At 75.1% G+C, this 25,671-nt stretch carries 27 protein-coding genes; 4 read left to right on the top strand and 23 right to left on the bottom strand.

Features of this window, described 5'->3' with window-relative positions; genetic code table 11:
- On the top strand, positions 1-1,455 hold the full coding sequence (locus LPU43_RS26325) for a glycoside hydrolase family 19 protein (RefSeq protein ID WP_229403230.1): 1,455 nt from the start codon (positions 1-3) through the stop codon (positions 1,453-1,455).
- A 64-nt stretch (positions 1,456-1,519) separates the two neighbouring features.
- On the opposite strand, the gene LPU43_RS26320 is transcribed toward LPU43_RS26325, so the two are convergent.
- The 6 genes from LPU43_RS26320 to LPU43_RS26295 form a co-directional block, all read right to left on the bottom strand.
- The gene (locus LPU43_RS26320; RefSeq protein ID WP_229403229.1) at positions 1,520-2,086 is read right to left on the bottom strand and encodes a TetR family transcriptional regulator; all 567 of its coding nucleotides are present in this window, start codon (positions 2,084-2,086) and stop codon (positions 1,520-1,522) included.
- A complete protein-coding gene (locus LPU43_RS26315) occupies positions 2,086-2,598 on the bottom strand; it encodes an FBP domain-containing protein (RefSeq protein ID WP_229403298.1) in 513 nt (170 codons plus the stop codon). The genes LPU43_RS26320 and LPU43_RS26315 overlap by 1 nt, the downstream gene beginning before the upstream one ends.
- Before the next feature lie 162 nt (positions 2,599-2,760).
- Positions 2,761-3,750 (bottom strand): dTDP-glucose 4,6-dehydratase, encoded by a 990-nt coding sequence (gene rfbB / locus LPU43_RS26310; RefSeq protein WP_229403228.1) that lies wholly within the window; start codon positions 3,748-3,750, stop codon positions 2,761-2,763.
- 56 nt (positions 3,751-3,806) lie between these two features.
- Entirely contained in the window at positions 3,807-4,691 is an 885-nt protein-coding gene (rfbA, locus tag LPU43_RS26305; RefSeq protein WP_229403227.1) for a glucose-1-phosphate thymidylyltransferase RfbA, read from the bottom strand.
- Between the two features lie 146 nt (positions 4,692-4,837).
- A complete protein-coding gene (locus LPU43_RS26300) occupies positions 4,838-5,818 on the bottom strand; it encodes a DUF2804 domain-containing protein (RefSeq protein WP_229403226.1) in 981 nt (326 codons plus the stop codon).
- Between the two features lie 71 nt (positions 5,819-5,889).
- Positions 5,890-6,798 carry a hypothetical protein gene (locus LPU43_RS26295; RefSeq protein WP_229403225.1) on the bottom strand — a complete coding sequence of 303 codons (909 nt, stop codon included), beginning with the start codon at positions 6,796-6,798 and terminating at the stop codon, positions 5,890-5,892.
- A gap of 35 nt (positions 6,799-6,833) precedes the next feature.
- Here LPU43_RS26295 and LPU43_RS26290 point away from each other — a divergent pair, with 35 nt between their 5' ends.
- The gene (locus tag LPU43_RS26290) at positions 6,834-7,235 is read left to right on the top strand and encodes a four-helix bundle copper-binding protein (RefSeq protein ID WP_229403224.1); all 402 of its coding nucleotides are present in this window, start codon (positions 6,834-6,836) and stop codon (positions 7,233-7,235) included.
- 127 nt (positions 7,236-7,362) lie between these two features.
- Here the strand turns inward: LPU43_RS26290 and LPU43_RS26285 are convergent, their stop codons facing one another.
- Together LPU43_RS26285 and LPU43_RS26280 are read right to left on the bottom strand one after the other, a co-directional pair.
- Positions 7,363-7,557 (bottom strand): hypothetical protein, encoded by a 195-nt coding sequence (locus tag LPU43_RS26285; RefSeq protein ID WP_229403223.1) that lies wholly within the window; start codon positions 7,555-7,557, stop codon positions 7,363-7,365.
- 255 nt (positions 7,558-7,812) lie between these two features.
- Positions 7,813-8,466, bottom strand: coding sequence for a hypothetical protein (locus LPU43_RS26280; protein ID WP_229403222.1), 654 nt, complete (start codon positions 8,464-8,466; stop codon positions 7,813-7,815).
- A 160-nt stretch (positions 8,467-8,626) separates the two neighbouring features.
- On the opposite strand from LPU43_RS26280, the gene LPU43_RS26275 reads away from it, so the two are divergent.
- On the top strand, positions 8,627-9,514 hold the full coding sequence (locus LPU43_RS26275; RefSeq protein ID WP_229403221.1) for a bifunctional helix-turn-helix transcriptional regulator/GNAT family N-acetyltransferase: 888 nt from the start codon (positions 8,627-8,629) through the stop codon (positions 9,512-9,514).
- 28 nt (positions 9,515-9,542) lie between these two features.
- Here LPU43_RS26275 and LPU43_RS26270 read toward each other — a convergent pair whose 3' ends face one another.
- On the bottom strand, positions 9,543-10,304 hold the full coding sequence (locus LPU43_RS26270) for a helix-turn-helix transcriptional regulator (protein WP_229403220.1): 762 nt from the start codon (positions 10,302-10,304) through the stop codon (positions 9,543-9,545).
- 74 nt (positions 10,305-10,378) lie between these two features.
- Positions 10,379-10,882 carry a response regulator transcription factor gene (locus LPU43_RS26265; protein WP_229403219.1) on the bottom strand — a complete coding sequence of 168 codons (504 nt, stop codon included), beginning with the start codon at positions 10,880-10,882 and terminating at the stop codon, positions 10,379-10,381.
- Between the two features lie 301 nt (positions 10,883-11,183).
- Here LPU43_RS26265 and LPU43_RS26260 point away from each other — a divergent pair, with 301 nt between their 5' ends.
- Positions 11,184-11,957 (top strand): AfsR/SARP family transcriptional regulator, encoded by a 774-nt coding sequence (locus LPU43_RS26260; RefSeq protein ID WP_229403218.1) that lies wholly within the window; start codon positions 11,184-11,186, stop codon positions 11,955-11,957.
- On the opposite strand, the gene LPU43_RS26255 is transcribed toward LPU43_RS26260, so the two are convergent.
- The 13 genes from LPU43_RS26255 to LPU43_RS26195 all read right to left on the bottom strand — a co-directional run bounded on the left by LPU43_RS26255 (position 11,944) and on the right by LPU43_RS26195 (position 25,602).
- Complete coding sequence (locus LPU43_RS26255; protein WP_229403217.1) at positions 11,944-13,290, bottom strand: zinc ribbon domain-containing protein; 1,347 nt, start codon at positions 13,288-13,290, stop codon at positions 11,944-11,946. The genes LPU43_RS26260 and LPU43_RS26255 overlap by 14 nt on opposite strands.
- Entirely contained in the window at positions 13,287-13,856 is a 570-nt protein-coding gene (locus LPU43_RS26250; protein WP_229403216.1) for a phage tail protein, read from the bottom strand. The genes LPU43_RS26255 and LPU43_RS26250 overlap by 4 nt, the downstream gene beginning before the upstream one ends.
- 17 nt (positions 13,857-13,873) lie before the next feature.
- Positions 13,874-15,835 (bottom strand): putative baseplate assembly protein, encoded by a 1,962-nt coding sequence (locus LPU43_RS26245; protein WP_229403215.1) that lies wholly within the window; start codon positions 15,833-15,835, stop codon positions 13,874-13,876.
- Positions 15,835-16,245 (bottom strand): GPW/gp25 family protein, encoded by a 411-nt coding sequence (locus LPU43_RS26240; protein ID WP_229403214.1) that lies wholly within the window; start codon positions 16,243-16,245, stop codon positions 15,835-15,837. Before LPU43_RS26240 ends, LPU43_RS26245 begins: the two co-directional genes overlap by 1 nt.
- A 5-nt stretch (positions 16,246-16,250) precedes the next feature.
- Complete coding sequence (locus LPU43_RS26235; RefSeq protein WP_229403213.1) at positions 16,251-16,622, bottom strand: PAAR domain-containing protein; 372 nt, start codon at positions 16,620-16,622, stop codon at positions 16,251-16,253.
- A 35-nt stretch (positions 16,623-16,657) separates the two neighbouring features.
- Positions 16,658-18,421, bottom strand: coding sequence for a VgrG-related protein (locus tag LPU43_RS26230; RefSeq protein ID WP_229403212.1), 1,764 nt, complete (start codon positions 18,419-18,421; stop codon positions 16,658-16,660).
- Positions 18,408-19,139, bottom strand: coding sequence for a CIS tube protein (locus LPU43_RS26225; protein ID WP_229403211.1), 732 nt, complete (start codon positions 19,137-19,139; stop codon positions 18,408-18,410). The genes LPU43_RS26230 and LPU43_RS26225 overlap by 14 nt, the downstream gene beginning before the upstream one ends.
- Complete coding sequence (locus LPU43_RS26220) at positions 19,139-19,567, bottom strand: phage tail protein (RefSeq protein WP_229403210.1); 429 nt, start codon at positions 19,565-19,567, stop codon at positions 19,139-19,141. The genes LPU43_RS26225 and LPU43_RS26220 overlap by 1 nt, the downstream gene beginning before the upstream one ends.
- 78 nt (positions 19,568-19,645) lie before the next feature.
- A complete protein-coding gene (locus LPU43_RS26215) occupies positions 19,646-20,533 on the bottom strand; it encodes a hypothetical protein (protein WP_229403209.1) in 888 nt (295 codons plus the stop codon).
- A gap of 2,421 nt (positions 20,534-22,954) precedes the next feature.
- Complete coding sequence (locus LPU43_RS26210; RefSeq protein ID WP_229403208.1) at positions 22,955-23,113, bottom strand: DUF6760 family protein; 159 nt, start codon at positions 23,111-23,113, stop codon at positions 22,955-22,957.
- Positions 23,110-23,586 carry a hypothetical protein gene (locus LPU43_RS26205; protein WP_229403207.1) on the bottom strand — a complete coding sequence of 159 codons (477 nt, stop codon included), beginning with the start codon at positions 23,584-23,586 and terminating at the stop codon, positions 23,110-23,112. Before LPU43_RS26205 ends, LPU43_RS26210 begins: the two co-directional genes overlap by 4 nt.
- The gene (locus LPU43_RS26200) at positions 23,583-24,023 is read right to left on the bottom strand and encodes a phage tail protein (protein WP_229403206.1); all 441 of its coding nucleotides are present in this window, start codon (positions 24,021-24,023) and stop codon (positions 23,583-23,585) included. The genes LPU43_RS26205 and LPU43_RS26200 overlap by 4 nt, the downstream gene beginning before the upstream one ends.
- A gap of 31 nt (positions 24,024-24,054) precedes the next feature.
- Positions 24,055-25,602: a phage tail sheath family protein gene (locus LPU43_RS26195; RefSeq protein WP_229403205.1), complete on the bottom strand. Its 1,548-nt coding sequence runs from the start codon at positions 25,600-25,602 to the stop codon at positions 24,055-24,057.
- Positions 25,603-25,671: the final 69 nt, after the last annotated feature.

Here is a 25,671-nt window from a genome sequence, read left to right as displayed (position 1 = left end):
GTGGCGGGGAAGATGCGGGCGGCGCAGGCGGCGCAGCAGTCGGTGACCCGGTTCGGCGCGACGCAGTTGGCCTGGCTGATCATCTCGGCGGTCGGGATGCTCCCGTTGGCGGTGCTGGCGGCGCTGGCCCTGGTCGTCCTGATCATCATCATCCTGCTCAGCGGTTCGCAGATGACCTCGTACTCGCCCGATCCGTCCAGCACCCTCGGCCCGGGGGCCGGCGGCAGCGTCCTCATCGAGCTCGCCGGCGGGGACGGCGACGGCGCCTTCGACGAGGAGAGCCTGCGTGACCGGGACCTCGTCGCGCCCATCAAGGCCGCCGCCGGGAAGTGTGACCTGCTCACTCCCGTGATCATCGCGGCGCAGATCGAGTACGCGTCCGACTTCGACGCGGACAAGGAAGGCCCGCAGGGACGCAAGGGGCTCTCCCAGTTGACGCCCGACGTCTTCGACAGGTTCGGCGAGGACGACGACGACAGCGGCGAGGCGTCGGCGCTCGACCCCGAGGACTCGATCCACGCCCACGCCCGCTACTTCTGCCACCTGGCCGAGGAGACCCAGCGGCTGCTGGACGCGAAGAAGGTCGTCGGTGACCACCTCACGCTGACGCTGATGGCCTGGGAACAGGGCCTTGAAGCGGTCGAACGCCAGGGCGGCATGCCCGTCATCGTGCTGGACAGCTACCCGTTCCGGGTGCGCGGGCTCTTCGCGCGCTACACGGTCGACGGCCTGACGACGCCCGACGACTCCCCGTCCCCGTCTCCGTCGGCGTCCGCCCGCGCCACCCCGCAGGACGGCGGCGACGGTCCGGGCGACGACGCCGGGGGCGGCGCCTCGCTGGTGAGCAGGGCGGCGTTCGACGCGATGTTCCCCGCCCGGAACCCCTTCTACACGTACGCCGGACTGACCGACGCAATGGCGAAGTTTCCCGCCTTCGCCGGGACCGGCGACGAGCGGACCCGCAAGCGGGAGCTGGCCGCCTTCCTGGCCAACATCGACCACGAGTCCGGCGGCCTGGCGCACGTCGAGGAGATCGACCGGAACGCGTGGGGCAACTACTGCGACGGCGGTCAGCCCTACGGGTGCCCCGCCGGCCGGAGCGCCTACCACGGGCGCGGGCCGATCCAGCTCAGCTGGAACAGCAACTACAAGGCCGCCGGGGACGCGCTCGGGCTGGACCTGCTCAACAACCCGGACCTGGTGAAGACCGACCCGTCGGTGGCGTGGCAGACCGCGCTCTGGTTCTGGATGACCCAGCGGGGTGCGGGCACGATGACCCCGCACGCCGCGATGACCGGTGGCGGGGGATTCGGCGAGAGCATCCGGAGCATCAACGGGGGTCTGGAGTGCGGTGGCGGAAACCCCGCCCAGGTGGGGGCGCGGGTCGAGGCGTACCGGCGCTTCACCGCAGCCCTGGGCGTCGACCCCGGCGACGGGAGCACGCTGACGTGCTGAGCAGCCGGGGCGGGTGCGCTCGAACGGGGCCGGACGCGGTGGGACGGAGCCGGACCGGACAGGGTCAGTGTCGGCCCGTCTCTGCCCGGATCGCCGACAGCATGACGTCGCGGGCCGGTACGGGAGAGTCCTCGGTGATGCGGGTGAGCCCGGCGAGCCCGACCCCGAGCATGAGGATCCGCCAGGCGGCCGTTCGCGCATGTGCGGCGTGGGGGTCCCCGGCCAGGACCGAGGCGAGGACGTCGGTCAGCCGGGTGAGCGTCTCGACGTAGCTCCGCGCGACGAGGGGGCGCTGCTGGGCGTGTGCGTTCGCCTCGGCCCACCGCGCGAGCGCGTGCCCGTCGCCGTCGGCGCCGACGAGGTCGGCGAAGAAGAGCACGAGCGCGTCGTACGCGTCGAGGCCGTCGACCTCGCGCTCGTACTCGTCGATCTGCCGCGCGGCGTAGTGCCGCCAGGCCTCCCCGGCGAGCTCGTCGGTCGACGCGAAGTGGTGGTGGATCTGTCCCTGCGACCCGCCGAGCTCGTCCGCCACGATCCTGGCCGTCACCGCGCTCAGGCCGTCACGCTCGACCACGGCCGCCGCCGCCTCCACGATCGAGCGGCGCCGCTCGGCACGCGCCAGATACGCCATCATCCCCTCCCTCGTACGCTTCGCTGGGCGCTCGACACCGAGCGTAGGAACGCGACGGTACGCGCCCGCAGCCCCTCCCTGCGCGACTGGATGATCTCGTCGAGCGGTGGGTCGTACGGCCCGAGGAGGGGCGTGCTGTGCACCTTCGTGGCGCAGTCGAGGTCGGTGCAGACGAGGATGCCGAGCGTGCTCAGCCGCTGGCGCTTGTCGGCGGAGGGGCGCGGCGCGGCGAAGAGGGCGACCTCGTTGAAGCGGCGCATGAAGTGGCACAGCGAGCACATGACCGATCGCCCGCCGAGCTCGGCCTGGTTCGGATTCTGGCGGAGCAGCAGGCCCGTCGCGACGCCGTCGACGTCGGCCACCAGGTAGGCGCGCATCGGCGCTCGGGGGTCCCGCCACCCGAGGTAGTCGAGCTTGTCCCACGCGATCTCGTCGAACCAGGACGGCAGGCGCACCCTGCTCCCGACCGGTTCCCGGTTCGCGATGGCACCCCGCACCTCGTCCCGGCTCATGGCCCGCACGACGTCACCTCCCGGCCGATTCTGTACACGGTTACAAATTGTAAGCCGGTACAAGTTTTCTCGTCCAAGGGTTTCCGTGCGGGGGGCCTTCGGCCGCGCAGGATGACGGGGCCCGACCCGCGTTGACGCGGATCAGGCCCCGCCCCGGAAGCGTCAGACGGTCGCCGGAGTTGCCGCCTTCAGCGGCTCCCACCAGTCGCGGTTGTCCCGGTACCACGCGATCGTGGCGGCCAGCCCCTCGGCGAAGCCGACCCGGGGGGCGTACCCGAGCTCGGCCGAGATCTTCGAGATGTCGAGGCAGTAGCGCAGGTCGTGGCCCCTGCGGTCGGGCACCCGGCGGACGGCGGAGGCGTCCGCCCCGCACATCTCGACGAGGCGGGCGGTCAGCTCGGTGTTGCTCAGCTCCGTGCCGCCGCCGATGTGGTAGACCTCGCCCGGCCGGCCCTTCGCCGCGACGAGCTGGATGCCCCGGCAGTGGTCGTCGACGTGCAGCCAGTCCCGGCGGTTGCGCCCGTCGCCGTACAGCGGCACGGAGAGGCCGTCCAGCAGGTTGGTGACGAACAACGGGACGACCTTCTCCGGGTACTGGTACGGGCCGTAGTTGTTGGAGCAGCGGGTGACGCAGACCGGCAGGCCGTGGGTGCGGTGGAAGGCCAGCGCCAGGTGGTCCGACCCGGCCTTGGTCGCCGCGTACGGGGAGTTGGGCGCGAGCGGCTGCTCCTCGCCCCACGCGCCCCGCTCGATCGAGCCGTACACCTCGTCGGTGGAGACGTGCACGAAGCGGCCCACGCCCGCCCGCACCGCCGCCTCCAGGAGCGTGAAGGTGCCCTGCACGTTGGTCCGCACGAACGCCGAGGCGTCCGCGATCGACCGGTCCACGTGCGATTCGGCCGCGAAGTGCACGACCAGGTCGACGCCGCGCATCAGCTTCCCGACGATTTCCGGGTCGCAGATGTCTCCCTGGACGAACGTCAGCTTCGGGTCGTCCGCGACGGGTGCCAGATTGGCCGTGTTGCCGGCGTAGGTCAGTTTGTCGAGCACCACCGTCCGGGCGTCCTCCCATTGGGGGTAACCGCCGCCGAGCAGTTCCCGGACGAAGTGCGAGCCGATGAAACCCGCACCGCCGGTGACCAGGACGCGCATGGATCGTCACCCTTCTCGATTTGACCGGATTCCGTGCCGGTCGGGTCGGAGGCGAATCAGTGCGGGGATGCGTTCGATTTCCACTCCAGCAGTCGGAGCAGGTAGTCGCCGTAGCCGCTGCGGATCAGCGGCTCGGCGAGGGCGCGCAACTGGTCGTCGTCGAGGAGGCCGGCACGCCACGCCGCCTCCTCGACGCATCCGATCTTGAGGCCCTGCCGCTCCTCGATCACCCGCACGTACTCGCCCGCCTGGACGAGCCCCGTGAAGGTGCCGGTGTCCAGCCAGGCCGTGCCCCGGTCCAGCAGCGTCAGGCTCAGCGTGCCGCGGCGGAGGTACTCCTGGTTGACCGCGCTGATCTCCAGCTCGCCCCGGTCGCTCGGTTTGAGCTGGTCCGCGATGTCCACCACGTCGCTCGCGTAGAAGTAGAGCCCCGGTACGACGTACCGCGACCTCGGCCGGGTCGGCTTCTCCTCGATGGAGAGCACCCGCCCCGACCCGTCGAACTCCACCACCCCGTACGACGACGGGTCGGCCACCGGATAGCCGAAGATCTCGGCGCCGACCGGCCGGGTCTGACGGACCAACTGCCGGCCGAGCCCCACGCCGTGCAGGATGTTGTCGCCGAGGACGAGGGCCGCCGGCCCGCCGGCCAGGAACTCCCGGGCGATGATGAACGCCTGCGCGATGCCCTCGGGCCGGTGCTGGATTCCGTACGTCAGGGAGAGGCCCCACTGCTTTCCGTCGCCCAGCAACCGGCGGAACTGCGGCTGGTCCTCCGGAGCGGTTATTACCATGATCTCGCTGACGCCCGCCATAACCAATGTTGATAGTGGATAGTAGATCATCGGCTTGTCGAAGACCGGCATCAGTTGCTTGGATACCGCCTGCGTAATGGGCCGCAACCGCGATCCCGTTCCGCCCGCCAAAACGATGCCTCGCATCGCAGCAGCATAACAGCACCATTGTTGAGCGTAAATATCGCCGGGAATGGTGCATGCCCGCTTTCCCGCTGGTTCGTCGCACTTTCGTGGCCGTTGACGCCGCGGCGGCGTCGTCCGCCGCCCGAGCCCCTGCCGGGCGGGGCGCGCTACCAGCGGTTGCGCGCCTCCTCGGCCCAGCCGACCAGGCCGTCCAGGTCGACGCGCTCGCCGTCGTCGGTGGCCGCCCAGCCGGTGAAGTGCCCGAAGCACTGGTGCGTCTCGCTGCCGACCACGCCGAGGTTCGTCCGGGAGACCTTCTCGTGGAACGGGTGGAAATCGACCGCCGCCCGCTCGCCGGTCATCCGCCACGGCCGCAGCCAGTCGCTCCGGTCGTACTCCCAGCGCAGCTCGTCGCCGATCTTGTGCAGCCGGCCGTCGACGAAGAGGCCGTTCTCGGTCGAGCCGGTGCCGTCGGTCCACCTGCCGCCGAGCTGGATCGCCCGCCCCGGGCCGCTGCCGGCGGCCCAGTTCCAGCGGATCGCGTACGGCCACCGGCCCCGGCCGTGGTCGAGGACCGCGAAGGAGTCCGCCTCGGCGACCGGGTGCTCCACCCCGTCGACCCGCAGGGTGCCGCGCACCGGGCGGCCGACGTCCTTGACCGTGTACTGGAACCGACGGGTGCTCCAGGGCACCACCACGGCGAGCGACTCGTGCCCCGCCGGCAGCGGCACGACGAGGTCGACCTCCACCCCGGGGGCGGTGGCGCGGATCGTGGTCCCCGCCGGGTCCTGGTCGATGTCGATCGAGATCCCGCCGCCCCGGGCGCGCACGGGGCCCGCGCCGCTGACCAGCGGGAACGCGGTGCCCCGGGCGAGGGGGACCACCGTGCCCCGATCGATCTCGACCCTCGTCGCGCGGTCGAGCACGTAGACGCCGTGCACCCCCGCGTAGTCCAGCGACGAGGCGACCAGGCCGACGATGTGGGTGGGCGTGACGACCCCCCAGTACTCCCAGCGCTTGTTGCGCCCCCAGCCCCGCAGGTTCGCCCGGTGCACCGGCCGGCGGCTCCACCCCACGGCGGCGGGCCGGAGCCGCCCGCCCGGAAGGCACAGGTCGACCGGCGCGGTGATCTCGTTCTCGTGCGTCACGCGGCGAGGGTAGTACGCGGGCCCGCCCCCCGCGCCGGGGGCGCGGGGGGCGAGTGGGGAGGAGGTGCTGGTCAGCGCGGGTTGCCCCGGCCGGGCTCGGCGAGGCCGTAGGCGCGGTCGATGGTCTGGACGACGCGGTTGCCCGCGCGGTCCCAGGCCTCCGTGCGGACGGAGACCGCCCCGGTGGTCCGCGCCAGCTTCGGGTGGTTGACGACCACCCGGTAGCTGCCGCCGCCGGCGGGCAGGACGAGGGCCGGCTTCCAGGTGACGCCGTCGTCGTACGACACCGAGGTCCGCATCCCGGCGATGCGCGGCGCGCCGGGCATCGGGTGCGGCGTGACCGTGAACCGGTACGGCCGCCCGGCCGCCGTGGTGTCGTCCAGCGCCAGGTCGAAGTCGTGACCGAGCTGGATCAGCGGCTGCCAGTCGCACTTCCCGCTGCTGATGTTGATCCACTGGGTGTAGCAGGTCGCCGGCTCCTTGACGGTGCCCGTCGCACTGGCCGAGCGGAACGTCCAGTCCGTGGCGACCCGCTTCGCCAGCGTCTGCCCCGAGAAGTCGTCGTGGCGGACGGTCCGCAGCGTGTACCGGCCCGGCGCGGCCGGCACGGTCCAGTGGACGAAGCTGTTGCCCCGGCCCGGCGGCGGGTTCGGCGCCACCCGGACGCCGTCGAGTTCCAGGGTCGCCTCCAACCGGCGCTTGCCGCCGACCGAGGCCGTGAGGTCCGCCGCCGACGCCGAGCGCTCGACGATGTGCAGCTTGTCGCCGTCGCGGCACGCCATGCAGATGACGCTCTCGGTCGGGTCGTCGATGCGCGTGCCCTGCACGACCGGCGGCTGGTTGATCTTCTCGGCCCTGGTGCCCGGCCTGGTGAACTTCTGGGTGAAGCCGACGTCGCGGCTGGCCCCGTCGGCCGGGTTCTTGACGGTGAAGTAGCGCGCCCAGAGCACGTCCGGCCCGGTGACGTTGTAGTACTCCATCCGGGTAGCCGGGGGAACCGACGGAAGGAGACCCCGTGTCCAACGCCATGCGCATGCTCGAGACGTACCCGAAGTCGATCAACCTGGATCGGGCGAAGCTCGCCGCGATCGACTCCCTGAAAGCCTGCGCCCAGACCTGCACCGCCTGCGCGGACGCCTGTCTCAGCGAGGACATGGTCGCCGACCTGACCAAGTGCGTCCGGACGAACCTGGACTGCGCGGACATCTGCGAGACCACGGCCCGGGTGCTGTCCCGGCACACCGGATACGACGCGAACATCAGCCGCAGCCTGCTGGAGGCGTGCGCCACCGCCTGCCGGGCCTGCGCCGACGAGTGCGCGGGCCACGCGGACCGGCACGAGCACTGCCGCGTCTGCGCCGACACCTGCCGCGCCTGCGAGCAGACCTGCCGCGACCTGCTGGCGACGATGAGCTGATCCGGGGCCGACGCGACCCACGGCGGGGCCGTCGCCGTCGTCCGGCTGTCGCGTACGCCCGGGGGTGGAACGGCCCGTGGCCCCGCGCCGACGAGGCGGCGCGGGACCACGGGTGCGGCGGGGTCGGTCAGGGGGTGACCATCTGGATGCGGACCGGCACGGAGTCCACGCCGATCAGCCCGGTCGAGTCGAAGACCTCCAGCCACACCGACCACGAGGTGGTGGTGGTCCCGCTGCTCAGCAGGGGGAGCGGCGCGGTGAAGGCCGCGCAGCTCTTCGGCACGACCTTGTCGTCGACCGGGCCCCGGCCAGCCTCGGCCACACGGTGTCGGCGACGACGAGGAACCCCGGTGCGGTGTAGGCGGACAGCCGGGGCGCGGTCAAGATCTGCACAAGTTCAGGGAAAGTGGGCTCTGGCGGCGCGGAATGGCCCCACTTTCCCTGAAGTTGCGCGGGTCTCGGGGCGGAGGTGAGTGTCGGGTCGGGCCGGCAGGCGGGCGGTGCCGGGAGGGTGCCGGCCCAACGATGACGACCAGGAACGGTACGCCCACCCGGCCCCGCCGTCCTCCGCCGGGCGTCAGACGAGCGGGCAGCGGCCGGCGCTGTAGTGCGCGACCGCCGCCAGGATCTCCGACTCCGAGCGGTCCGCGAAGTTCAGGGTCGCGATCAGCCCCGAGCCGTAGAAGGCGGTCAACAGCCCGCTGTCCACCGCTGTGAACGTCCCGAGATTCTGCAGGCTGCGGGGGTCGCGGGGCGCGACGACCAGCATCTTCTCCAGGCTCCACCGGCGGCGCGAGACCTGCCCGACGGCCTCCCACGGCAACCAGACGGCCTGCCCCCGCGTCGGCCGGGTGCGGATCCAGAGCCCCGCCGGGCCGAGCGCCAGCACCGGTCCCCCGGAACCGATCAGCCAGAGCTGAAGACCCAGCGGCAGCCCGATCAGGGCCAGCAGGCAGCCGAGCACGCCGAGGATGCCGAGCACGGCGTTGCCGCGAGCCTGCGGGTCGGCCCCCTGCACGAGGCCGACGCCGGCCAGGCAGGCGATCGGAAGGACGAGGACCAGCACGACCCCGCCCATGACCAGCGCACGCTTGACGACGTTCGGCCGTACGACGAAGGGCTGGTCGGCGGGGATGCGCTTGAGCACGGGCGCGGGGGGTGGGGGCGTGTATCCGGGCTGCGGGGCACCGTAGGGGTGCTGCCAGGGCTGACCAGGTGGCGGGGTGGTCACGGGAGGGGCTCCAAGCTGCTGGACGGCCGGGGGGCTCAGCCTACGAGGCGCGTACGAAGCGTCCGCCACCTCTCATGGTGGTTGCGCTCTCCACGGGCAGTGGTCCGGCGAGGGCCACTAATTGGCTTCGTGCGACCAATACCTGACTAAAGTCAGGTATATGGACGAGGGGCTCATTGCCGCGGTGCGGCGGTTCAACCGGACGGTCACCCAGCGGGTCGGCGCGCTCGACGACGAGTACATGAACCGCGGACGCCCGCTGGCGCAGTCCCGCCTCCTGTGGGAGATCGGCCCCGACGGCGCCGAGGTGGCGGCGCTGCGCACCCGGCTCGGCCTGGACTCGGGATACCTCAGCCGGCTCCTGCGCACCCTCGAAGGCGACGGGCTCGTCAGCGTCGGCCCGGCTGTCGGCGACGGGCGGGTGCGGGTCGCCGCGCTCACCGACGCCGGCCGGGCCGAATGGGTCGAGCTGGACGAGCGCTCCGACGAGTTCGCCCGTTCCCTGCTCGAACCGCTCACCGAGCGCCGCCGCGAACGGCTCGTCGCGGCGATGGCCGAGGTCGAGCGCCTGCTGGTCGCGTCGATGGTGGTCATCGAGCCGTGCCCGCCGGGCGACCCACGGGCGCGGGCCTGCGTGCGGGCGTACGCCCGGGAGGTCGCCGGGCGGTTCGACGACGGGTTCGACCCGGCGCTGAGCAGGCCGGTGCGCGACGAGGAACTCGTCCCGCCCGCCGGGGTGTTCCTGCTCGCCACGCTCAACGGCGAGCCCGTCGGCTGCGGCGCGGTCAAGCTGCACCGGGACGCGCCCGCCGAGATCAAGCGGGTGTGGGTCTCCGACGCCGTACGCGGGCTCGGGCTCGGCCGGCGGATGCTCGACGAGCTGGAGCGGCACGCCGCCGAGCGGGGCTGGACCGCCGTCCGGCTGGACACCAACCGCCACCTCATCGAGGCGATCGCCCTGTACCGGTCGGCCGGCTACCGCGAGGTCGAGGCGTTCAACGACGAGCCGTACGCCCACCACTGGTTCTGCAAGCCCGTCGCGCCATGACGCCGCGTCCGGCGGCGGGCGCGGCCCCTCAGGGGAGCGGGTCGGTCCCGGCGCGGCGGCGCTGCACCAGCCCGAGGGTGATCGCCTCGCGGGTCAGCTCAGCCTTGTTCCCCACGTCGAGCTTCGACCGGATGCGGGTCAGGTAGGTGTTCACCGTGGCCTCGGAGATGCCGAGCCGGCGGGCCGCCTGGGCGTGGGTCAGGCCCTGGGCGATCAGCCCCAGGGTCGCCGCCTCCCGGGGGGCGAGTGTCGGGCGGCGCGCGGCCCGGTGCCGCGCCGGGTTCCGGACCGGGCCGAGGCCCGGCGCGCAGGCCGGGCCCGTGCCACCGCCCGGGTCGGGACCGAGGGTTGCCGCATCATCCGCCCGCCCGCCCGCGCCCGCCGGGAGGCCCGCGTCCCACTCGCCCGCGCCGGCCCTGAGCCGGGCGGTGAGCATCGGACACAGGTAGAACCCGCCGGCCGCGGTCACGTCGAGGGCGATCCGCAACTCGGTACGCTCCGTCGCGGTGCTCACCACCGAGCGGGCACCGGCCCGGATCACGCACAGCGTCGCGGCGCCCGCCGACTCCGGCACCATGACCAGGGTCGGGTGCCGGTCGCAGGCCCATCGGACGGCGGGCGGCAGCGGATCGACCAGGACCACGACCGTCTCCGGCCCCGCGCCGCTCGCGCCCACCTCGCCCACCGTGTCGACGGCGACCACGCGCCGCACCCGGTCGTTGCCGTCGATGAGCTGGCGCACCCCGCGCCGGGCCAGCGGCTCGGACACCACCACGCACACGTCGAACATCGCTCACCCCTCCGTGAGCAGTCAACTACGTTGCCGCCGGCGGGGGGAGGCAGGAATACCGGCAGGAACGCCCGTCACATCGACAGGTAGCCCAGCTCGACCGCGCGGCGGGTCAGCTCGGCCTTGTTGGCGGCGCCGAGCTTGTGGCGCAGCCGCTTCGCGTACGTGTTGACGGTCTGTTCCGTGACGCCCAGGCGGTGGGCGGCCTGCCGGTGGGTGAGGCCCTGGGCGATGCACCGCAGCGTCTGGACCTCACGAGGGCTCAGGGACGCGGCGGCACCCCGGTCGTCGCGGCCGACCAGCGTCGCCACGCTCGGCGACAGGTACGACCCGCCCGTGTCCAGCGCCGCGTGGGCCAGCCGCAGCTCACCGGGGCCGTCGCCGTCCCGCAGGACGGCCCGGACCCCCGCCGCGAGCAGCGCCAACGGGTCCACCGTCGCCTCGCGGGGCAGCACGAGGAGCACGGGCAGACCGGCGGCCAGGTCGGCCAGTTGCGGCCAGCGTTCGCCGGTCAGGCGGTCCCACCGGACCACGACCGGCGCGGATCCCCCGGCTTCGGGCGGGTCGGCGGTCGGCATCAGGGGCTCCAGGAAGGAGGGCCGCTCCGTTCCCCCGGCGGCGCGTACGGAGCGCTGTCGAATAGTAGATCCCCGTGACGTCCCCGAAATGAGGGCTGTCCATGTCCCCCGAGGGGGCGTGCAGAATCTCGGGCGCGACGTCGATGTCGCCCACCTCCCCAGCACAGGCCGTCCCGTCTGCGCCGCGCCGCCGCCGCTACCGCCGGCCGGAGCCCGGTGCCGGCCGTTGGTCGCGGACCGGACCGTCCGCGTTGTCGTGGCGACGAGGGAGACAGATCACATGAATGCGACGAAGCATCCGATGCCCGCCCCGGGAGACCCCCGGTGTCTGCGGCTCCGATGCTTCGGCGGGTTCCGGCTGGAGCGCGACGGCGTCCGGCTGGACTGGTCGGGCGTGCGGCCCCGGGTCCGGACCCTGATGCGCTACCTCGCGGCGGAGGCCGGCCGGCCGGTGCACCGGGAACGGATCACCGCCGCGCTCTGGCCGGAGCTGCCGGACCGGGCCGCCGTCAACAGCCTGCACGTCGGCGTCTCGACGCTGCGGACCTTCCTGGAACCCGGGGTGGCCCGGGGCGCGTCCCGGTTCATCGTCCGCGACGGAGCCTCGTACCGGCTGGAGGTGGGGGCGGGCGGCGGCTGCGACGTGTCGGCCTTCGAGGCGGAGCTGGCCGCCGCCCGCCGGGGCGCGTCCCTCGGGGACGACGGGGCGGCCGTCCGGGCGCTGCGCGGCGCGCTCGACCACTACACCGGCGACCTGCTTCCCGAGGACGGCCCCGCCGAGTGGGTGGTCGCCGACCGGGAACGGCACCGGTGCCGGGCGGCGGAGGCGGCGGTGCTGCTGGCCCGGCTGGAGCTGGCCGGAGGACGGGACCGGGCCGCGGCGACGGCGGCCCGGCGGGCACTGGAGCTGGACGGCTACCACGACGACGCGTGGCGGCTGCTGATCACCGCGCAGCGCGGCGCCGGCGACGCGGCGGCGTGCCGGCGCAGCCAGCAGGCGTACGAGCGTGTCCTCCGCTCGCTCGGCGTCACCCGGCCGGCCGCGCCCCGACCCGCGCACGTCACGGCCGCCTGAACACCTCGATCTCGGCCAACGCCACCCGCCGCCCGCGCTCCTCGCCGTAGCTGGCCCCGATGGTCAACCGCAGCCGCGCCACCCCGCCGCGCACGCGGTGGAACGTCTGCGGGCCCGGCCGGTCGGTCAGCCGCAGCCGCTCGGTGCGGCTTGCGCCGTCCCGGGTCCACGTCGTCATCGTCAGTTCGGCGGGCCGCCCCTGCCGCACGAACTCGTCCTGCTGCGGCGACGCCCCGGCGTGCACGATGAGGTCCATCAGCCGGATCGGCGGGTCGAAGGTCAGCTCCACGTACTGGCCCGTGGCGGGGCGATCGGTGGCGGGCGACCAGTAGCGGTTGTTCAGGCCGTCGACCGTGGACCGGGCGGGGTGGCCCCGCGCCTCACTCGAAGCCGTCACCGAGGTCGGCAGGACGGCCTCCGGCTTCGCCGTACGGTCCCGGATCGCATCGACGACCGGGCCGCCGAAGCGGACGACGGCCCAGGCCGCCCCGGCGAGCAGGAGCAGGACGACCAGCACCGCGAGCAGCCGGCGCAGCAGGCCCCGGCCGGGCCGCCGGCGGGGCCACCGCAGCCGGCGCCACCACGGTACGGCCGCCGCCGGCCCCGCCGCCGCGAGCAGCGACCCGCCGCACCGCCGGCAGAACGCCCGGCCGCGCGGGTTGCCGGTGCCGCAGGCCGGGCAGGCCACCTCGCCCGCGCCGACCGGGTCACCGGCGAAGTCGCGCACCACCGGCACCGGCTCCACGGGCCGCCCCGGCCGCACCGCGCCGGGCTGGTCGACGGCGGGCGCGGGCGGTGCGCCGCCGGACGTCGGCGCGAGGAGGCCCGGGTCGGCCGGGTGGGCGGCCCCCGCGACGTCCTCGGCCGGGCGCACGGGGACGACCAGGGCGGCGGCCCGCCGCTCCCGGTCCGCCACCCCGGCGGGGTCGCCGTCGCCGGGGCTGGCCGCGCCGACCGTGGCGTCGGCCGGGGGGGCCACCGCGGGCCGCGTCTCGGCCTCGGCCTCCACGGCGGGCGCGGGCGTGGTCTGCCGCGGACCGGCGTCGGCGGTGTGGGCGGGCGTGGTTGCCGGAGGACCGACGTCGGCGGTGCGGGCGGGCTTGGCTTGCGAGGGACGGACGTCGGCGTTGTGGGCGGGCGCGGCTTCCGGAGGACCGGCGGCGGGGGCGGGATTGGCTTTCGGGGCGTCGGCGACGGGGGCGGCCTTCGGGGCGTCGGCGGCGCGGGTCGTCCCGGCGGCGTCCTCGCCGTCCCAGGCCAGGAAGGCTCCGCAGGTGCCGCAGAAGGCGTCGCCCGGCACCACCTCCGCGCCGCAGTTGTCGCAGGCCCTCATCGGGCACCGCCCGTCGCCGGGCCGCCGTCGGCCGGCAGCACCTCCACCGTGTACGGCACGTGCGCCGGCCGGTTCGCCTCGACCACCGCCCGGAGCCGGGACTCCAGGGCCTCCGTGGGCTCGGGCACGCGCAACCGCACGGTCAGGGCGGGCTCGGCGGCGCCGGGCAACTCGGCGCGGGGGCTCGCCGACCAGGTCGTCCCGCCGCTCTCGACGACCTCGGGCACGAACCCCGTGGCCAGCCGCACCTCCTCGGCCAGCCCGGCGGCGGTGCCGCGCACCCGGTGCCGGGCCACCGCGCCGGACACGGCTCGGCGGCGCTCGTCCGGCGGCCTCTCGGGGCCGGCCCCGGCGGCGACCCAGCCGCCCAGCCAGTCCACGAAGTCCATCGGGGCGAGCGCCGGGTCGAAGTACGCCCACAGGTTGTCCAGGGTGGCGTGCACCGGCGCGACCACCTGGTCGTACGCGCCGGTCAGGCGCTGGGCCAGGTCGTCGGCGGCGTAGACGGCGGGCAGCCGTCGACCCAGCGGGTCGGGCGAGTCCAGCCCTTCGATGGCGGCGCGCATCCACGTACCCCTTCCGCTCAGGCGCCCGACGGGCGAGCGTCGACCCGGACCTGGTGCTGGTGGGAGAAGACGAGGGCGTGCCGGTCCAGCTCGATGCGGGCCACCTGCTCCCCCCGGCGGCCGGTCAGCGGGTCGGCGGGGAACATCCGTACCTCCTCGACCACCTCGACCCCCGGCAGCCGTTGCAGGACCCCGAAGACCTCCCCCGAGTGCACCTGCCGCCCGAACGGCCACCCGGTGCCCTCCGGCCCGCCGCGCACCGGGTCGAGATACCGGTACAGGGTGGCCGTGGCCTCGGCGCGGAGCTGGGCGGCGGCCGTGTCCGGGCGGGGGACGAGTCGCGCCGCGACCGTGACGCCCTGGTAGAACGGCGGCTCCACGACCAGCCGGGTGCCGATCGGGCGGCGGGCGTCGAGATGCTCCGCGATGGTGGCGAGCATCGCGTCCGGGGGCACCAGGTCCTCGAAGTGCAACCGGCCCTCGTCGTCGGCGACGGCCTCCGGCACCACCAGCAGCCGTACCCCACCGGCCGCGCTCCCGTCACCGGCGGGCAGGCAGCGGACCCGGGCCGCGGCCGGGCAGGCCTGCCGGGCCAGCAGCTCGTAGTCGCGGGCGGTGACCGCCCGGTCCTGGGCCCGGAGCTGCACCGGCCCGCGCAGCCGGGCCTCCGCCACGCTCTCCCCGTCGACCCCGCCGGTGGCCGGCCCCCGGTTCTCCACCCGCGACACGTACGGCATGGAGCTGCGCAGGACGGCCAGCGCCCCCCGGGCGACGTTGCCGCTGCGCCCGCCCCCCGTCCGGTAGCGGCGCACCCGCACCCGGGCTCCGGCGGGCGGCACGGCGCCGTACCGGCGCAGGGTGCCGTCGGGTTGCCGCACGGCCGGCCCGAAGAGGATCTCCCCGGCGGTCCGGTCGACGACGACGTGCCGGTCGTCCGGACCGGACGCGCTGAACGCGCCCACCTCGGTCCACTCCCGCCACCCGGCGGCGTCGGCGGTCTCCACCACCAGGGGGTGCTCGTCGCCGACGATCGGCGGCCGGGCCACCGCGAACCGCTGGCCGGGCACCCCCTCGGCCTCGCCGAGCTGCTCGCCGAGGACGGTCTCGGCATGCACGGCGGTGACCGTGCCGCCGATGGTGGCCGCCTCCACCGAGCGCACGGTCGGGGAGGCGGCGTAGAAGGGCTGACCGGGCCGGGCCTCGACCAGCCGGCACCGCAGCCAGCCGGCGCGCTGCCCGGCCACCACGGAGGTGACGTGGCCGGCCGGCACGTGCAGCACCACCTCGCCCGGCCGGTTCAGCCCGCCGGTGTCGTCGTGGTCGACCTCGCAGGGCGACCAGTCCCCGCCCGTCCACGCCTCCCACACCAGCGGCGGCTGGCGCGGGTCGACCCCGACGCCCTCCACCCGGCTGTCCATCCGCAGCAGCACCGCGCAGGAGGGCACGGCGGCGGAGAGGCCGAGGAGCATCGCGTCCCCCGGGGCGGGGCCGGCCGGGAAGCAGGCCACGTCCCGGCCGTCGAGCAGCTCCTCGGTCCGGTCCGCCGGTGGGCCCTGCGCCGGGTGGCTGCGCAGCCGGGTCAGCTCGCAGGGCACCACCGCCAGGTCCGCCGCCGTGGTGAACACGATCGCCTCGTCGGTCTGGGTGCGTTCCGTGCCGACCTCGGTGCCGGCGCGCAGCACCACCGGCTGGGTCTGCGGGCCGGAGAGCCAGAACGTGACGTCGCCCCGGGCGGCCGTCGGCGGGAACGGCCGCACCCCGATCAGGTCGAGGAAGGCCAGGTAGTTCTTCTCCGGCACCCGGTTGAGGCGGTAGAGGAGCTGGTCGACCATGTGGGCGAACGTCTCGACCAGGGTCACCCCGGGGTCGGAGACGTTGTGGTCGCTCCACTCGGGGCAGCGCTGCTGGATGAAGCGCTTCGCCTCGTCGACGAGTTGCTGGAAGCGACGGTCGTCCAGGTTGGGGGCGGGCAGCGGCATCAGGCGGCGCTTTCCTCGTGGGACGGGATGACGTAGAACGGGAAGACCAGGTTGCGGGGGTCGTTGGTGCCCCGGATCGAGTACCGGACGTCGATGTAGAGCACCCCGGCGTCCTCGGCGTCGAAGCCGATCACCACGTCGGTGACGTCGATGCGCGGCTCCCACCGGTCCAGCGCCCGACGCACCTCGAAGGCGATCCGCCCGGCGGTGTTCTCGTCGGCGGGGGCGAAGACGTAGTCGTGCACCCCGCAGCCGAACTCCGGCCGCATCGGCCGCTCGCCGGGCGCGGTGCCGAGGATGAGCTGGATCGCCTCGACGATCTCCCGCTCCCGGTCGACCAGGGCCATCCCGCCGGTGGCGTCGGTGCGCAGCGGGAACGCCCAGCCCGCCCCGATGAACTGCTCGGCCACCGCCGTCACCCGCCGATCAGCACGGTCGGCGCGCCGGTGCTCACCACGGCCCGGCAGGTCGTGGCGTCGCCCCGGCGGGCGGCCGGGTAACCGCCGATCAGCACCTGGCGCAGCGGCGGCGGGGCGGCGGGCACGATCACGTTGGTCATCAGCAGGGCGGCGTGCGGCGGCGGCACGCTGCACACGCAGACCGTGCCGACGACGGCGGCGGGCTGCCCGGCGATGCGCACGCTGGCCACCCCGAGCAGCGGCCCGCCGGGGGGCCCGGGGGGCAGGGCCCGCCCGCCGGGCGGCCCGACGCTGCCGGTGGGCGGACCGGGGGTGAGCCCGGTGGCGAGGTGGCTGATCTGGTCACCGACGCGCGCGGCGGGCGGCATGGGCGTCCCTCCGGTCAGGTTGGGCTCGACGACGGTCAGTTGAGCTTGACGAGTGGTGCCTGGATGTCGACCGTGGTGCCGCCGTCGACGGTGACCGACCGGCCCTTGAGGGTCAGCTCGCCGATCCCGGCGTCGAGGGTGATCCCGCGCCCCTTCACAGTGACCTGCTGCCTGGCCTCGATCTCGACGCTGCCGTCGCTGTGGATCACCACGGCCGTGCGCCGCTCGTCGAGGTGCACGGTGAGCCTGTCCTTGGAGGTGCGCAGCCGGATGCCCCGGGGCCCGGCGGGAAGCTGCGACTCCAGGAACTCGATCCGGTCCCCGCTGCGGGAGGCGAACGAGCGCCGGTTCACCCGCCCCGAGGAGGAGTCGACCAGCGCGCCGTCGTGCGGCGAGGGCTTGTCCACGCCGTTGTAGAGCCCGCCGATGACGTACGGGCGGTCGAGCAGGCCCTGCTCGAAGCCGACCAGGACCTCGTCGTTGACCTCCGGGCAGAACACCCCGCCCCCGCCCACCCCGCCGAGCTGCACCGTCCGCACCCAGTCGGTCTCGTAGTCCGGGGCGTCGGTCAGCCAGGGGAAGCGCAGCCGCACCCAGCCCTGCCCGACCCGCTCGGGGTGGCGGCGGTCCACGTCGGCCTTGGTGTTGGTGACGATCGCGACGGCCAGCCCCGGGACGCGGGCCGCCCGGGCCGGCGCGGCGGCGGCCGAGGCCAGGCCCCACGTGGAGCGGTCCTGCCGGCCGCTGACCGTCAGCCAGGTCTCGTAGAACTGGGCGGGGCCGAAGACGTGCCGGCTGGCGGTGATCGTGTACTTCCCCTCGAAGGGCTTCCCCACCTGCTGCAACGACAGCGGCACCCCGGCCCGCAGCCGGGGATTGCCCCGGATGCCCACCTCCAGCTCCGCGAAGGCCCCCGTCACGTCGGCGGCCACCGCGCCGGCCACCGCGCGGGTCTCGGCCGCCGTCCGGTACGGCACGTCCGCCACGCAGAGCCGGGCCGCACCGAAGGGCGCGGACACCTTGGCCGGGGTGGTGCCGATCTGCACCTCGTCGCTGGCGGCGGTGGCGACCTCCGTGAGGACCGGACGCTTCGCCCGGACGTCCCACCCGCGCACGGTCACCCCGGCCACCTGGCCGACCGAGGTGACCGTGGAGCGCACCGACAGCAGGTTCTCGTCCATCTGGACCACGAACGGGCTCTGCTCGGCGGTGACCCCCGGGCCCGGCGCGCCGGCCGCCCGCACTGATCGGCGGAAGAAGAACCGGCCGTCGACGACCACCACCTCGGCGTCGTTGTCGACGGCCAGCATCTTGAGGAACTCCCAGTCGTTCACGTTCGGCTGGGTGACCGTCTCGTACACCGTGGGGGTGGGGTCGATCCGGCCGACCGGGATCCTGGCGGCGGCGGCGACCTCCCGGGCGATGTCGGAGGCCTTGCGGTTGACGAAGCTGCGGACCCGCTGCCCCCGCATCAGCCGGTGCGACAGGTCCATGGCCCGGATGGTGGTGAAGGTGCCGACCCCGTCGTACTCCGACTCCAGGGTGACCACCTCGCCGCTGAACAGCGGCAGCGGGGCGGCGTCGGAGCCGGTGCGGACGTGCAGCGTCATGTCGACGCCGATCTCCACCCTGTTGTCTTCCAGGAACCGGCTCTGCGGGTCGCGGAAGCGGAGGGTGGCGGTGGCGGCCAGGTTGGTGCTGTCCTCCACGGTCGCCGAGACCAGCCGGTCGGCCCAGTCCTCGGGCAGCGGGTCGGGCAGGCCGACGACCAGGTTGTTGGTGTGGTCAGCGCTGGCCATGGGGATCCTCCTGGGTGCGCAGCTCCTCCGGGGCGGGCAGCAGCAGTTGACGGCCGGTGCGCAGCCGGACCGGGTCGTCGATGTCGTTGGCCTCCGCGATGACCCGCCAGGCGGTGGGGTCCCCGTACTCGCGGTGGGCCAGCAGCTCCAGGGAGTCCCCGGCCACCAGCCGGTGCACGCGGCGGGCGGTGCGGCTGCCCGACGTCGGGTTCTGCCCGGGGGTGGCGCCGCTGATCTCGTTGAGCGTCAGCGAACAGGTGGCCCGCAGGGGGGTGCCGTCCGGGTCGAACAGGCTGTACGTGGCGTTGACCTGGCTGACGTACGAGTAGAAGGAGACGGTCTGGAACTGCCCCCACGCGAACTTCACCCACGGCGGCGACGGGGCCTTCGCCGCGATGCTCGCCTTCGTCGGCACGCAGCAGGTGAGCAGGGCGTCGACCCGTTCCTGGACGCTGCGGGAGTGGGTGTCCGTGGCATCGAGGAAGACCTCCAGGCTGAGCGTCCGGGGCCCGGACCCGCTGAACTCGGCGACCCCGACGTCCGCCGCCCCGCGCACGACGTGCGGGATCCAGTTCGCCGACTTGGTGAGGGCGAGCTGCTGCGGGTTGAACATGAAGGTGATCGGCCCGCCGAGGGAGCCGCCGGGCTGGCTCCCGCCCGAGGTGGGCGGCTGGTACCGCTGGATGTGCGCCGACACCTTGCCGGCCCGCGACCGCATCAGCCCACCTCCAGGAAGCCGTGGTACGCCAGCTCGATGCTCTCGGTGGCCACCTCTGACCGGTTCGGGTCGAAGGACGGCCCGGACCAGCGCACCAGGACCACGTCGGCCAGCCCCCACTGCACGAGCAGCGCCAGATCGGGCCGGAGTGCCGCGATCTGCGCCGTCCCCCGGCGTACCCCGCTCGGTAGCTGGGCGAGGTAGCTGGAGACCTTGGCGGTGTCCCGGGTCAGCGGGCGGCTCAGGGTGACGTTGGAGTACCGCAGCCGCGACGGGAGCTGCCAGACGAACTCGTTGTTGCCGCCCTCCTGGAACTGCTCCAGCTCCACCTCGCAGCCGAGGCCGTCGCAACTGCTCCAGTCGCCCAGGTCGATGCCGTCGACCTGGAGCCGGAAGTGGACGGTCGTCCCCGGGTCGCCACTGGCCATCCCCGTCTCCCCTCTCGTGCCGGTCGGTGCCGTCCGGCCGGTGCGTTCCGCCAGTCATCCGGGCGGTGGGCGGCGGGCTCACCGCGCGCCGTCCCGCCACCGGCCGGACCGTTCCCGGCTGGCCCGCAGGTCGGCCCGGATCAGCCGGCTGATCGGCTCGACCAGCCGGTGGGCCAGGGCATCCAGGTGCCGTCGGTCGAAGTCCCGCAGCAGCGCCTCCAGGCCCGGCTCCGGGCCGGGGTCCGGGGCGGCCAGCGCGGCAGCCCTCCGCTGCACCGTCCCGGCGCCGGGACGCGCCGCGGCGGCGGCGGCGGTGCCGGGGGCCGCTGCCCGCTGGACCGTCGCGGTCCGCTGCGCGGGCGTCGGCCCGGTCGCGTGTCCGGGGCCGCCGTCCGCCGCCGGCCCCGCCGTCCGCCGCCCGGGCACCGGTACGTCGCTGGACGCGAGATCCCGCCCGGGTACGCCCGACGCGGCACTCCGCCCCGGTGCGGCGGCCGGCCGAGGCGGGACGGCCGGCGGGGGCAGCCTTCCCCCACCCGCCCCGGCGGCCCGCTGCACGGCGGCGGGCCGGGCGGTCGGCTGCACGGTGACGGGTGGGACGGTCGGTCGGGCGGCGGTCGGCCCAGCGGCCCACTGCGCAGTGGTCGGTGGGGCGGTCGGTCGCGCGGCGGCCGGCCCGGCGACCCGCTGCACGGTGGCCGGTCCGGCGGCTCGCGGCCCGGACGGGGTGGGCGGCCCAGCCGGGATCGCCCCGGAGTCCGAGCGGCCCCGGGTCCGCCAGGTCACCGGCACCGTGGCCCGGGCACCGGCGGCCGCACCCGGCCCGCCCGGCACGGCCGGCGCCGCCGGCATCTCGGTCAGCGGGGACAGTTGGCGCTCGGCCAGCAACGGCAGCCGCCGCTGGACTGGCGCGGGCGGCGGTACGCGTACCCCGGTCGGTCCGGCGGCGGAACCGTCCCGCTCCACCGGACCCGCCTCGGCGGCATCCGCCCAGTCCCCGGTCGGGCCGGGGCGGATCAGCCGCGGTAAGCCGGCGGGCGGTGTGGGACGCGCGGTGGCGGGGCCGGCGGCGGGCGTGGCGGGGCCGGCGAGCGGCGCGGGAGGAGCGGCGGCCGGGTCAGCGGTGGACGCGGGGCCGAGTGCGGCCCCAGGCGTGCCGGGCAGCCGCCGCCGGAGCCGCTGGACCACCGGCCCGGCCGGTGCGGCGGTGCTCGGCCCGGCCGTGGACCGGCGGGCCGGCGCGGGGCGGATCGGCACGCGTGGCGGAGCGGACGAGGCGCCCGACGCGCCGCCGCCCTGGGCGGCCGGCGAAGGCCGTCTCCCCGGCGTTCCGCCAGGGGTGCGGGCGATGACGGCCGGAGGCGGCGCGGCAGCGGCGGGGCGTGGAGGCTGGTCGGCCAGGGACGGCCGGGGCGGGGAGGAGGGCGGGGCTCCTGCGGCCTGCGGCGCGGCATCGGCGGCTGGCCCGGCCGGCGTGTGGAGGGGCAGGCCGGGGCGGGCGGTGGAATCGGCCCGGGCGGGGGCGTCCGGCTGCGCCCCGTTGCCCCCGCGACCGTCCGGCTGTGGCCAGCCGCCGGCGCGGGTGTCCGGCCGGGGCGCGTCGGCCGCCCGGGGGCCGACCGGCCGGGGCGGTTCCGCCCGGCGGGCGTCGCTCGACTGCGCGTCTACCGTGCGGGGGGCGTGCGGTGATGAGCCGGTGGCCCCGGCGCGGGCGGGGGGGCTCCGACGTGCCACGGGCGGCGGCGCGTCGGCCGGCAGCGGCGGTCCCAGCCCGGCCCGGTCCGGGCGGGCGGGGGCCCGTTGGACCTCGGCGTCGCCCGGGGTGTGCTGCCAGGTCCGTGCCGGGGAACCCGGCGCGGCCACCGGCCCGGCCGGACGCGCGCCCGGCGGCGATCCCGGGCCGACCGACGGCGACCCCGAGCGGGTCGGGGGCGAAGCCGGACGCGTCGGTGGCGACCCCGAGCGGATCGGGGGCGCGGCCGGGCCCGGCGGCGATACGGCCGGACCAGCCGGCGGCGAGGCCGAGTCGACCCGCGGCGTGACCTGGCCTGGCCGGGCCCCGTGCCCAGCGGCGGGTGCGGGGCCGGCGCGTCGACCGGGCGCGCTGGTCCGGGCGGTCTCGGGAAGCGAGGGGAGCGGGTCACCGAGGCCCAGCCGCGCACCTCGCCGCACCGGGGGCGGGCCGCTCCGGGCCGGCGCACGCGCGACGTGGGGCGTCGGCGCTCCCGGGCCGCCGTCGGTGGGGCCCGAAGCCCCGGCCGGCGCGGGCCCGACGGTGGGGACGGCCGGAGCGGTCTGGACGACCGGGGCGACGGCCCCGCCGGCCTGGCCGGGCGCGACCGTGGCCTGGTTCGGCGTGGCCTGGCCGGGCGCGACCGTGGCCTGGGTGGGGGCGGTCGTGACCTGGGCGGGGGTGGCTGTGGCCTGGGCGGGCGGGGCGAACCCGGCGGGCCGGACGAGCGGGGCGGTGTCGGCCGGGGTGACGGGGCCCGGTGGCGCGACAACCGCCTCGACGGGCGCAGCCGGGGCGGGCGCGACCGGCCGGGAGGGCGGTGAGTTCGCGGGCGCCGGCTGGACCGTGGTCAGCGGCGGGGCCGCCGCTACGCCGGCGCGCGGCGTGCCGGCCAGCCGGCGGGTCGGCGCGGGCACGGGCGCGGTCACCAGCGACCCGGCCGCTCCCGCCGATCCGGGCCGGTCCGCCGATCCGGGCCGGTCCGCCGATCCGGGCCGGTCCGCCGATCCGGGCCGGTCCGCCGATCCGGGCCGGTCCGTCGGACGGGGCCGGTCGGGCGCGTGCCCCGGGCGGGCGGGTGCCGGCTGCGTGGGCGCGGCCGGCCCGGCTGCGGTGGGGCGGCCCGGAGCCGTGACCGGACCACCGGGATACGCGTCGGGGCCGGGGCGGTCCGCTCCCGGTGACGCCCCGGGGCCAGGGCGGTCCGCTCCTTGTGACGCCTCGGGGGCGGGTCGACCGTCGGCGGGGTCGGCCGGCGCGCTCGCGACCCGACGCTGGACGGCCGGCAGGTGCGGGCCCCGGCCGGCGGTCGGACCGGCCGGCCGGGGCCGGGCCAGGTCACGGACCAACCCGAGCGGTGCCTGGTCGCTGACCAGGTGATCGAGCGGCGTGCGCAGGGTCGGGTCCCGGAAGGTGCCCAGCCGGTCGGCGAACCGGGTCAGGTCGCTGACCAGCACCGGCCCGGTGGCCACCGCCCGCTGGATCGGCGGCAGGGCCCACCACCCAGGCGCGGAGGGCGTCGCCGTCGGGGCGTCGGACCCCGCAACCGGGCCGGCCGGGGCGGGGGACGGGGAGGGGCCACCGGCGGGACCGGCCAGCCGGTCGCGGGCGCCGGCGGCCAGCCGCCGCATCCTCTCGCGTAGCCCCATCGCGCCTCACTGACCTTCGTTCATCCTGGTGTTGATCTGGGCGATCTCCGCCACGTACCGGGCCCGCTCGGCGTGGGTGAGGTCGAGGATCTCGGCGCGCGGCCAGTGGAAGTGGTAGGCGACGTACGAGACCTCCTCGTGGAGCCGATCGGCCCCGTACGTCACGATTCCCCCGGGCGACCACCGGCCAGGTCCACCTCGAACACCGACTCGCAGGCCGGGCAGGTGACCTCGGCGAGGGTGTGCCCCTCCGCGTTGATCCGCCGGTACAGGTCCTGGAGGAAGGCCAGGTCGGAGGCGAAGAGCCGCTCCACGACCTCCGCCCGCACCTGGGTGATCGTGCCCAGCCGGGTGATCACCAGGCTGAGCAGGACGATCGACAGGTACGCCGGGTTCTGCTTGACCCGCAGGTCGACCAGGGGCGCCAGCTCGTCCCGGGCGGTGGCGAGCCGCATGGCGCCGTCCCGGTGCACCGTGCCGTCCTCGTCGACGTACCCCCGGGGCAGTTGGAAGGTGAACTCGGTCTGGAGCCGGACGGGCGCGGGCGGCGCGACCACCGACGCGGCGGGCTCCTCCGGCCCGCCGGCCGGGTCGACGAGGGTGTCGAGGCCCCCGGCCGAGACGCCACGGCGTCTCATTGCGCGCTGATCTCCTCGTACACCACGGTGACCTTCTCGGTCGCCGCCGTCGGGTCGCCGGCCTTGAGCCCCGGCCCCTCCCACTTGCTCACCCACGCGTTGGTCAGGTCGAAGCGCCGCGTCTCGGACTTGTCCGCGTTGTTGAGGATGATGCTGATGTTCTGCCGGGCCGCCTCCACCGCGCCCTTGAGGAACGTCTCCTTGATCCAGTCGGTGAAGGCGCTGCTCTTGTCGAGGCCCCGGGTGATGGTCACCTCGCCGGCCTTCCGCGCCCCGGGGATCTTCCGGATGATCAGCTCGCCGGTGGGCGTCACCGACTTGACCTCGATCGAGTCCAGCTCGACGGTCAGGCCGCTGACCTCCTGAACCAGCTCCACCTGGATGCCGCCCAGCTCCACCTGGAAGCTGTGCACGATAAGGGTGTCACCACTGGCCATCGTGGCCGCCTTTCGTCAAGGGTCGGAGCGGTCAGTCGCTGACCAGGCTGGTGCTGTCGGAGAACTGCGCCAGGCGGAACACCACGAACTCGGCGGGCTTCACCGGGCAGATGCCGATCTCGCACACCACCTGACCCCGGTCGATGACCTCCGGGGGATTGGTCTCCTGGTCGCACTTGACGTAGAAGGCCTCCGCCGCGGTCGCCCCGAACAGGGCCCCCCGCCGCCACTCCTCGGTGAGGAAGGCGGAGATGTTGCGCCGGATCGTGCCCCACAGCCGCTGGTCGTTCGGCTCGAACACCACCCACTGCGTGCCGAGGAGGATCGACTCCTCGATGTAGTTGAACAGCCGCCGGACGTTGATGTAGCGCCAGGCCGGGTCGGAGGAGAGGGTCCGCGCGCCCCAGACCCGCACGCCGCGCCCGGGGAAGGCCCGGATGCAGTTGACGCCGATCGGGTTGAGCAGGTCCTGCTCGCCCTTGGTGACGTTGTTCTGCAGGTCGACGACGCCCCGGACCACCTCGTTGGCGGGGGCCTTGTGCACCCCACGCTCGGTGTCGTTGCGGGACCAGAGGCCGGCCAGGTGGCCGCTGGGCGGCATGAACACCGCCCGCCCGGTGCTCGGGTCGAAGACCTTCACCCAGGGGTAGTAGAGGGCCGCGTACCGGGAGTCGTAGCCGGCCTCGTCCTGCCGCCACCCGCGCACCTGCTGGGCGGTCAGCTCCGGCGGCGGGTCGAGCAGCACCATCCGGTCGCCCATCTGCTCGCAGTGCGAGATCAGGGCGAGCTGGGCGGCCTTGACCGTCTCCAGGTCGACGACGCCCTGCTGGTACGCCCCCATCAGGTCCGGGGCCGCGACCATGGTGATCTCGTCGATGGCCTCCAGCCCGGCCAGGCCGGTGCGGGCGTCGACGTCCCCGGTGAACTCGTCGGCGGAGAGCGTCGCCGGCACGGCGTCGGCGGGAGCGGCGGGCGGGGCCAGGGTGACCGTCTGCTTGGCCGGGCGGGCCAGGGCGTTGGCCGGGGCGGCCTCCTCCAGGCTGATCAGCTTGGACCGCTCGCGGACCTGGGTGACCACGGACGCCTTGTTGCGCCGGAAGGAGCCCTCGTACTCCTCGGCCACCTGACCGTCGCGGTGGACGACCAGCCGGAACCGGTCGTCGCCGGCCCCCTCGCCCTCGACGTCCGCGACCTCCACGACGACCTCGCCACCGGCGGACGGCAGGGCGGCCACCCGGAACGTGCCGAGAGCCGACGGCTCACCGGCGGGCAACTCCTTGCGCCCGCCCGCGCCACCGGGCTTGCGGCTCGTCGACGGGTCGCCGATCCGCACGACGTAGCAGACGCCCCCGCCGTTGGCGAAGTACCCGTACACCGCGTGCGCCAGGTAGGTGCCCTCGACCATCCCGCCGAAGAGCTGGACGTACTGGCTCCAGTTAGTGACCAGGGTCGGCGCGTGGAAGGGCCCCTTCTCGGCAAATCCGAGGAAGGCGGTGACGGCGGTCCCGACGCCCTCGATGGGCCGCGAACCGCTCTGCACCTCCTCCACGTACACGCCTGGGGACAGGTACGTCGGCATGCCAGCTCCTCTGCCAGTTCGGCGAACGCTGGCCAGCCTGCTCGGGCGCGAAGGCGGCGGGAAGGTCCG

The organism is Micromonospora okii (assembly GCF_020884795.1).
Taxonomy (GTDB): Bacteria; Actinomycetota; Actinomycetes; order Mycobacteriales; family Micromonosporaceae; genus Micromonospora; species Micromonospora okii.
The sequence above is the reverse complement of the archived record's forward strand: the minus strand, read 5'-3'. Positions and strand labels throughout refer to the sequence as shown.

Excerpts from the sequence above, each read along its gene's own strand:
- LPU43_RS26230 (WP_229403212.1), bottom strand. The coding sequence starts at position 18,421 with ATGGCCAGCGCTGACCACACCAACAACCTGGTCGTCGGCCTGCCCGAC.
- LPU43_RS26320 (WP_229403229.1), bottom strand. The coding sequence starts at position 2,086 with ATGGCGTATCTGGCGCGTGCCGAGCGGCGCCGCTCGATCGTGGAGGCG.
- LPU43_RS26315 (WP_229403298.1), bottom strand. The coding sequence starts at position 2,598 with ATGAGCCGGGACGAGGTGCGGGGTGCCATCGCGAACCGGGAACCGGTC.
- LPU43_RS26195 (WP_229403205.1), bottom strand. The coding sequence starts at position 25,602 with ATGCCGACGTACCTGTCCCCAGGCGTGTACGTGGAGGAGGTGCAGAGC.
- LPU43_RS26200 (WP_229403206.1), bottom strand. The coding sequence starts at position 24,023 with ATGGCCAGTGGTGACACCCTTATCGTGCACAGCTTCCAGGTGGAGCTG.
- rfbA (WP_229403227.1), bottom strand. The coding sequence starts at position 4,691 with ATGCGAGGCATCGTTTTGGCGGGCGGAACGGGATCGCGGTTGCGGCCC.
- LPU43_RS26245 (WP_229403215.1), bottom strand. The coding sequence starts at position 15,835 with ATGCCGCTGCCCGCCCCCAACCTGGACGACCGTCGCTTCCAGCAACTC.
- rfbB (WP_229403228.1), bottom strand. The coding sequence starts at position 3,750 with ATGCGCGTCCTGGTCACCGGCGGTGCGGGTTTCATCGGCTCGCACTTC.
- LPU43_RS26255 (WP_229403217.1), bottom strand. The coding sequence starts at position 13,290 with ATGAGGGCCTGCGACAACTGCGGCGCGGAGGTGGTGCCGGGCGACGCC.
- LPU43_RS26295 (WP_229403225.1), bottom strand. The coding sequence starts at position 6,798 with ATGGAGTACTACAACGTCACCGGGCCGGACGTGCTCTGGGCGCGCTAC.
- LPU43_RS26260 (WP_229403218.1), top strand. The coding sequence starts at position 11,184 with ATGCCCGCCCCGGGAGACCCCCGGTGTCTGCGGCTCCGATGCTTCGGC.
- LPU43_RS26225 (WP_229403211.1), bottom strand. The coding sequence starts at position 19,139 with ATGCGGTCGCGGGCCGGCAAGGTGTCGGCGCACATCCAGCGGTACCAG.
- LPU43_RS26220 (WP_229403210.1), bottom strand. The coding sequence starts at position 19,567 with ATGGCCAGTGGCGACCCGGGGACGACCGTCCACTTCCGGCTCCAGGTC.
- LPU43_RS26265 (WP_229403219.1), bottom strand. The coding sequence starts at position 10,882 with ATGCCGACCGCCGACCCGCCCGAAGCCGGGGGATCCGCGCCGGTCGTG.
- LPU43_RS26275 (WP_229403221.1), top strand. The coding sequence starts at position 8,627 with ATGGACGAGGGGCTCATTGCCGCGGTGCGGCGGTTCAACCGGACGGTC.
- LPU43_RS26205 (WP_229403207.1), bottom strand. The coding sequence starts at position 23,586 with ATGAGACGCCGTGGCGTCTCGGCCGGGGGCCTCGACACCCTCGTCGAC.
- LPU43_RS26235 (WP_229403213.1), bottom strand. The coding sequence starts at position 16,622 with ATGCCGCCCGCCGCGCGCGTCGGTGACCAGATCAGCCACCTCGCCACC.
- LPU43_RS26250 (WP_229403216.1), bottom strand. The coding sequence starts at position 13,856 with ATGCGCGCCGCCATCGAAGGGCTGGACTCGCCCGACCCGCTGGGTCGA.
- LPU43_RS26270 (WP_229403220.1), bottom strand. The coding sequence starts at position 10,304 with ATGTTCGACGTGTGCGTGGTGGTGTCCGAGCCGCTGGCCCGGCGCGGG.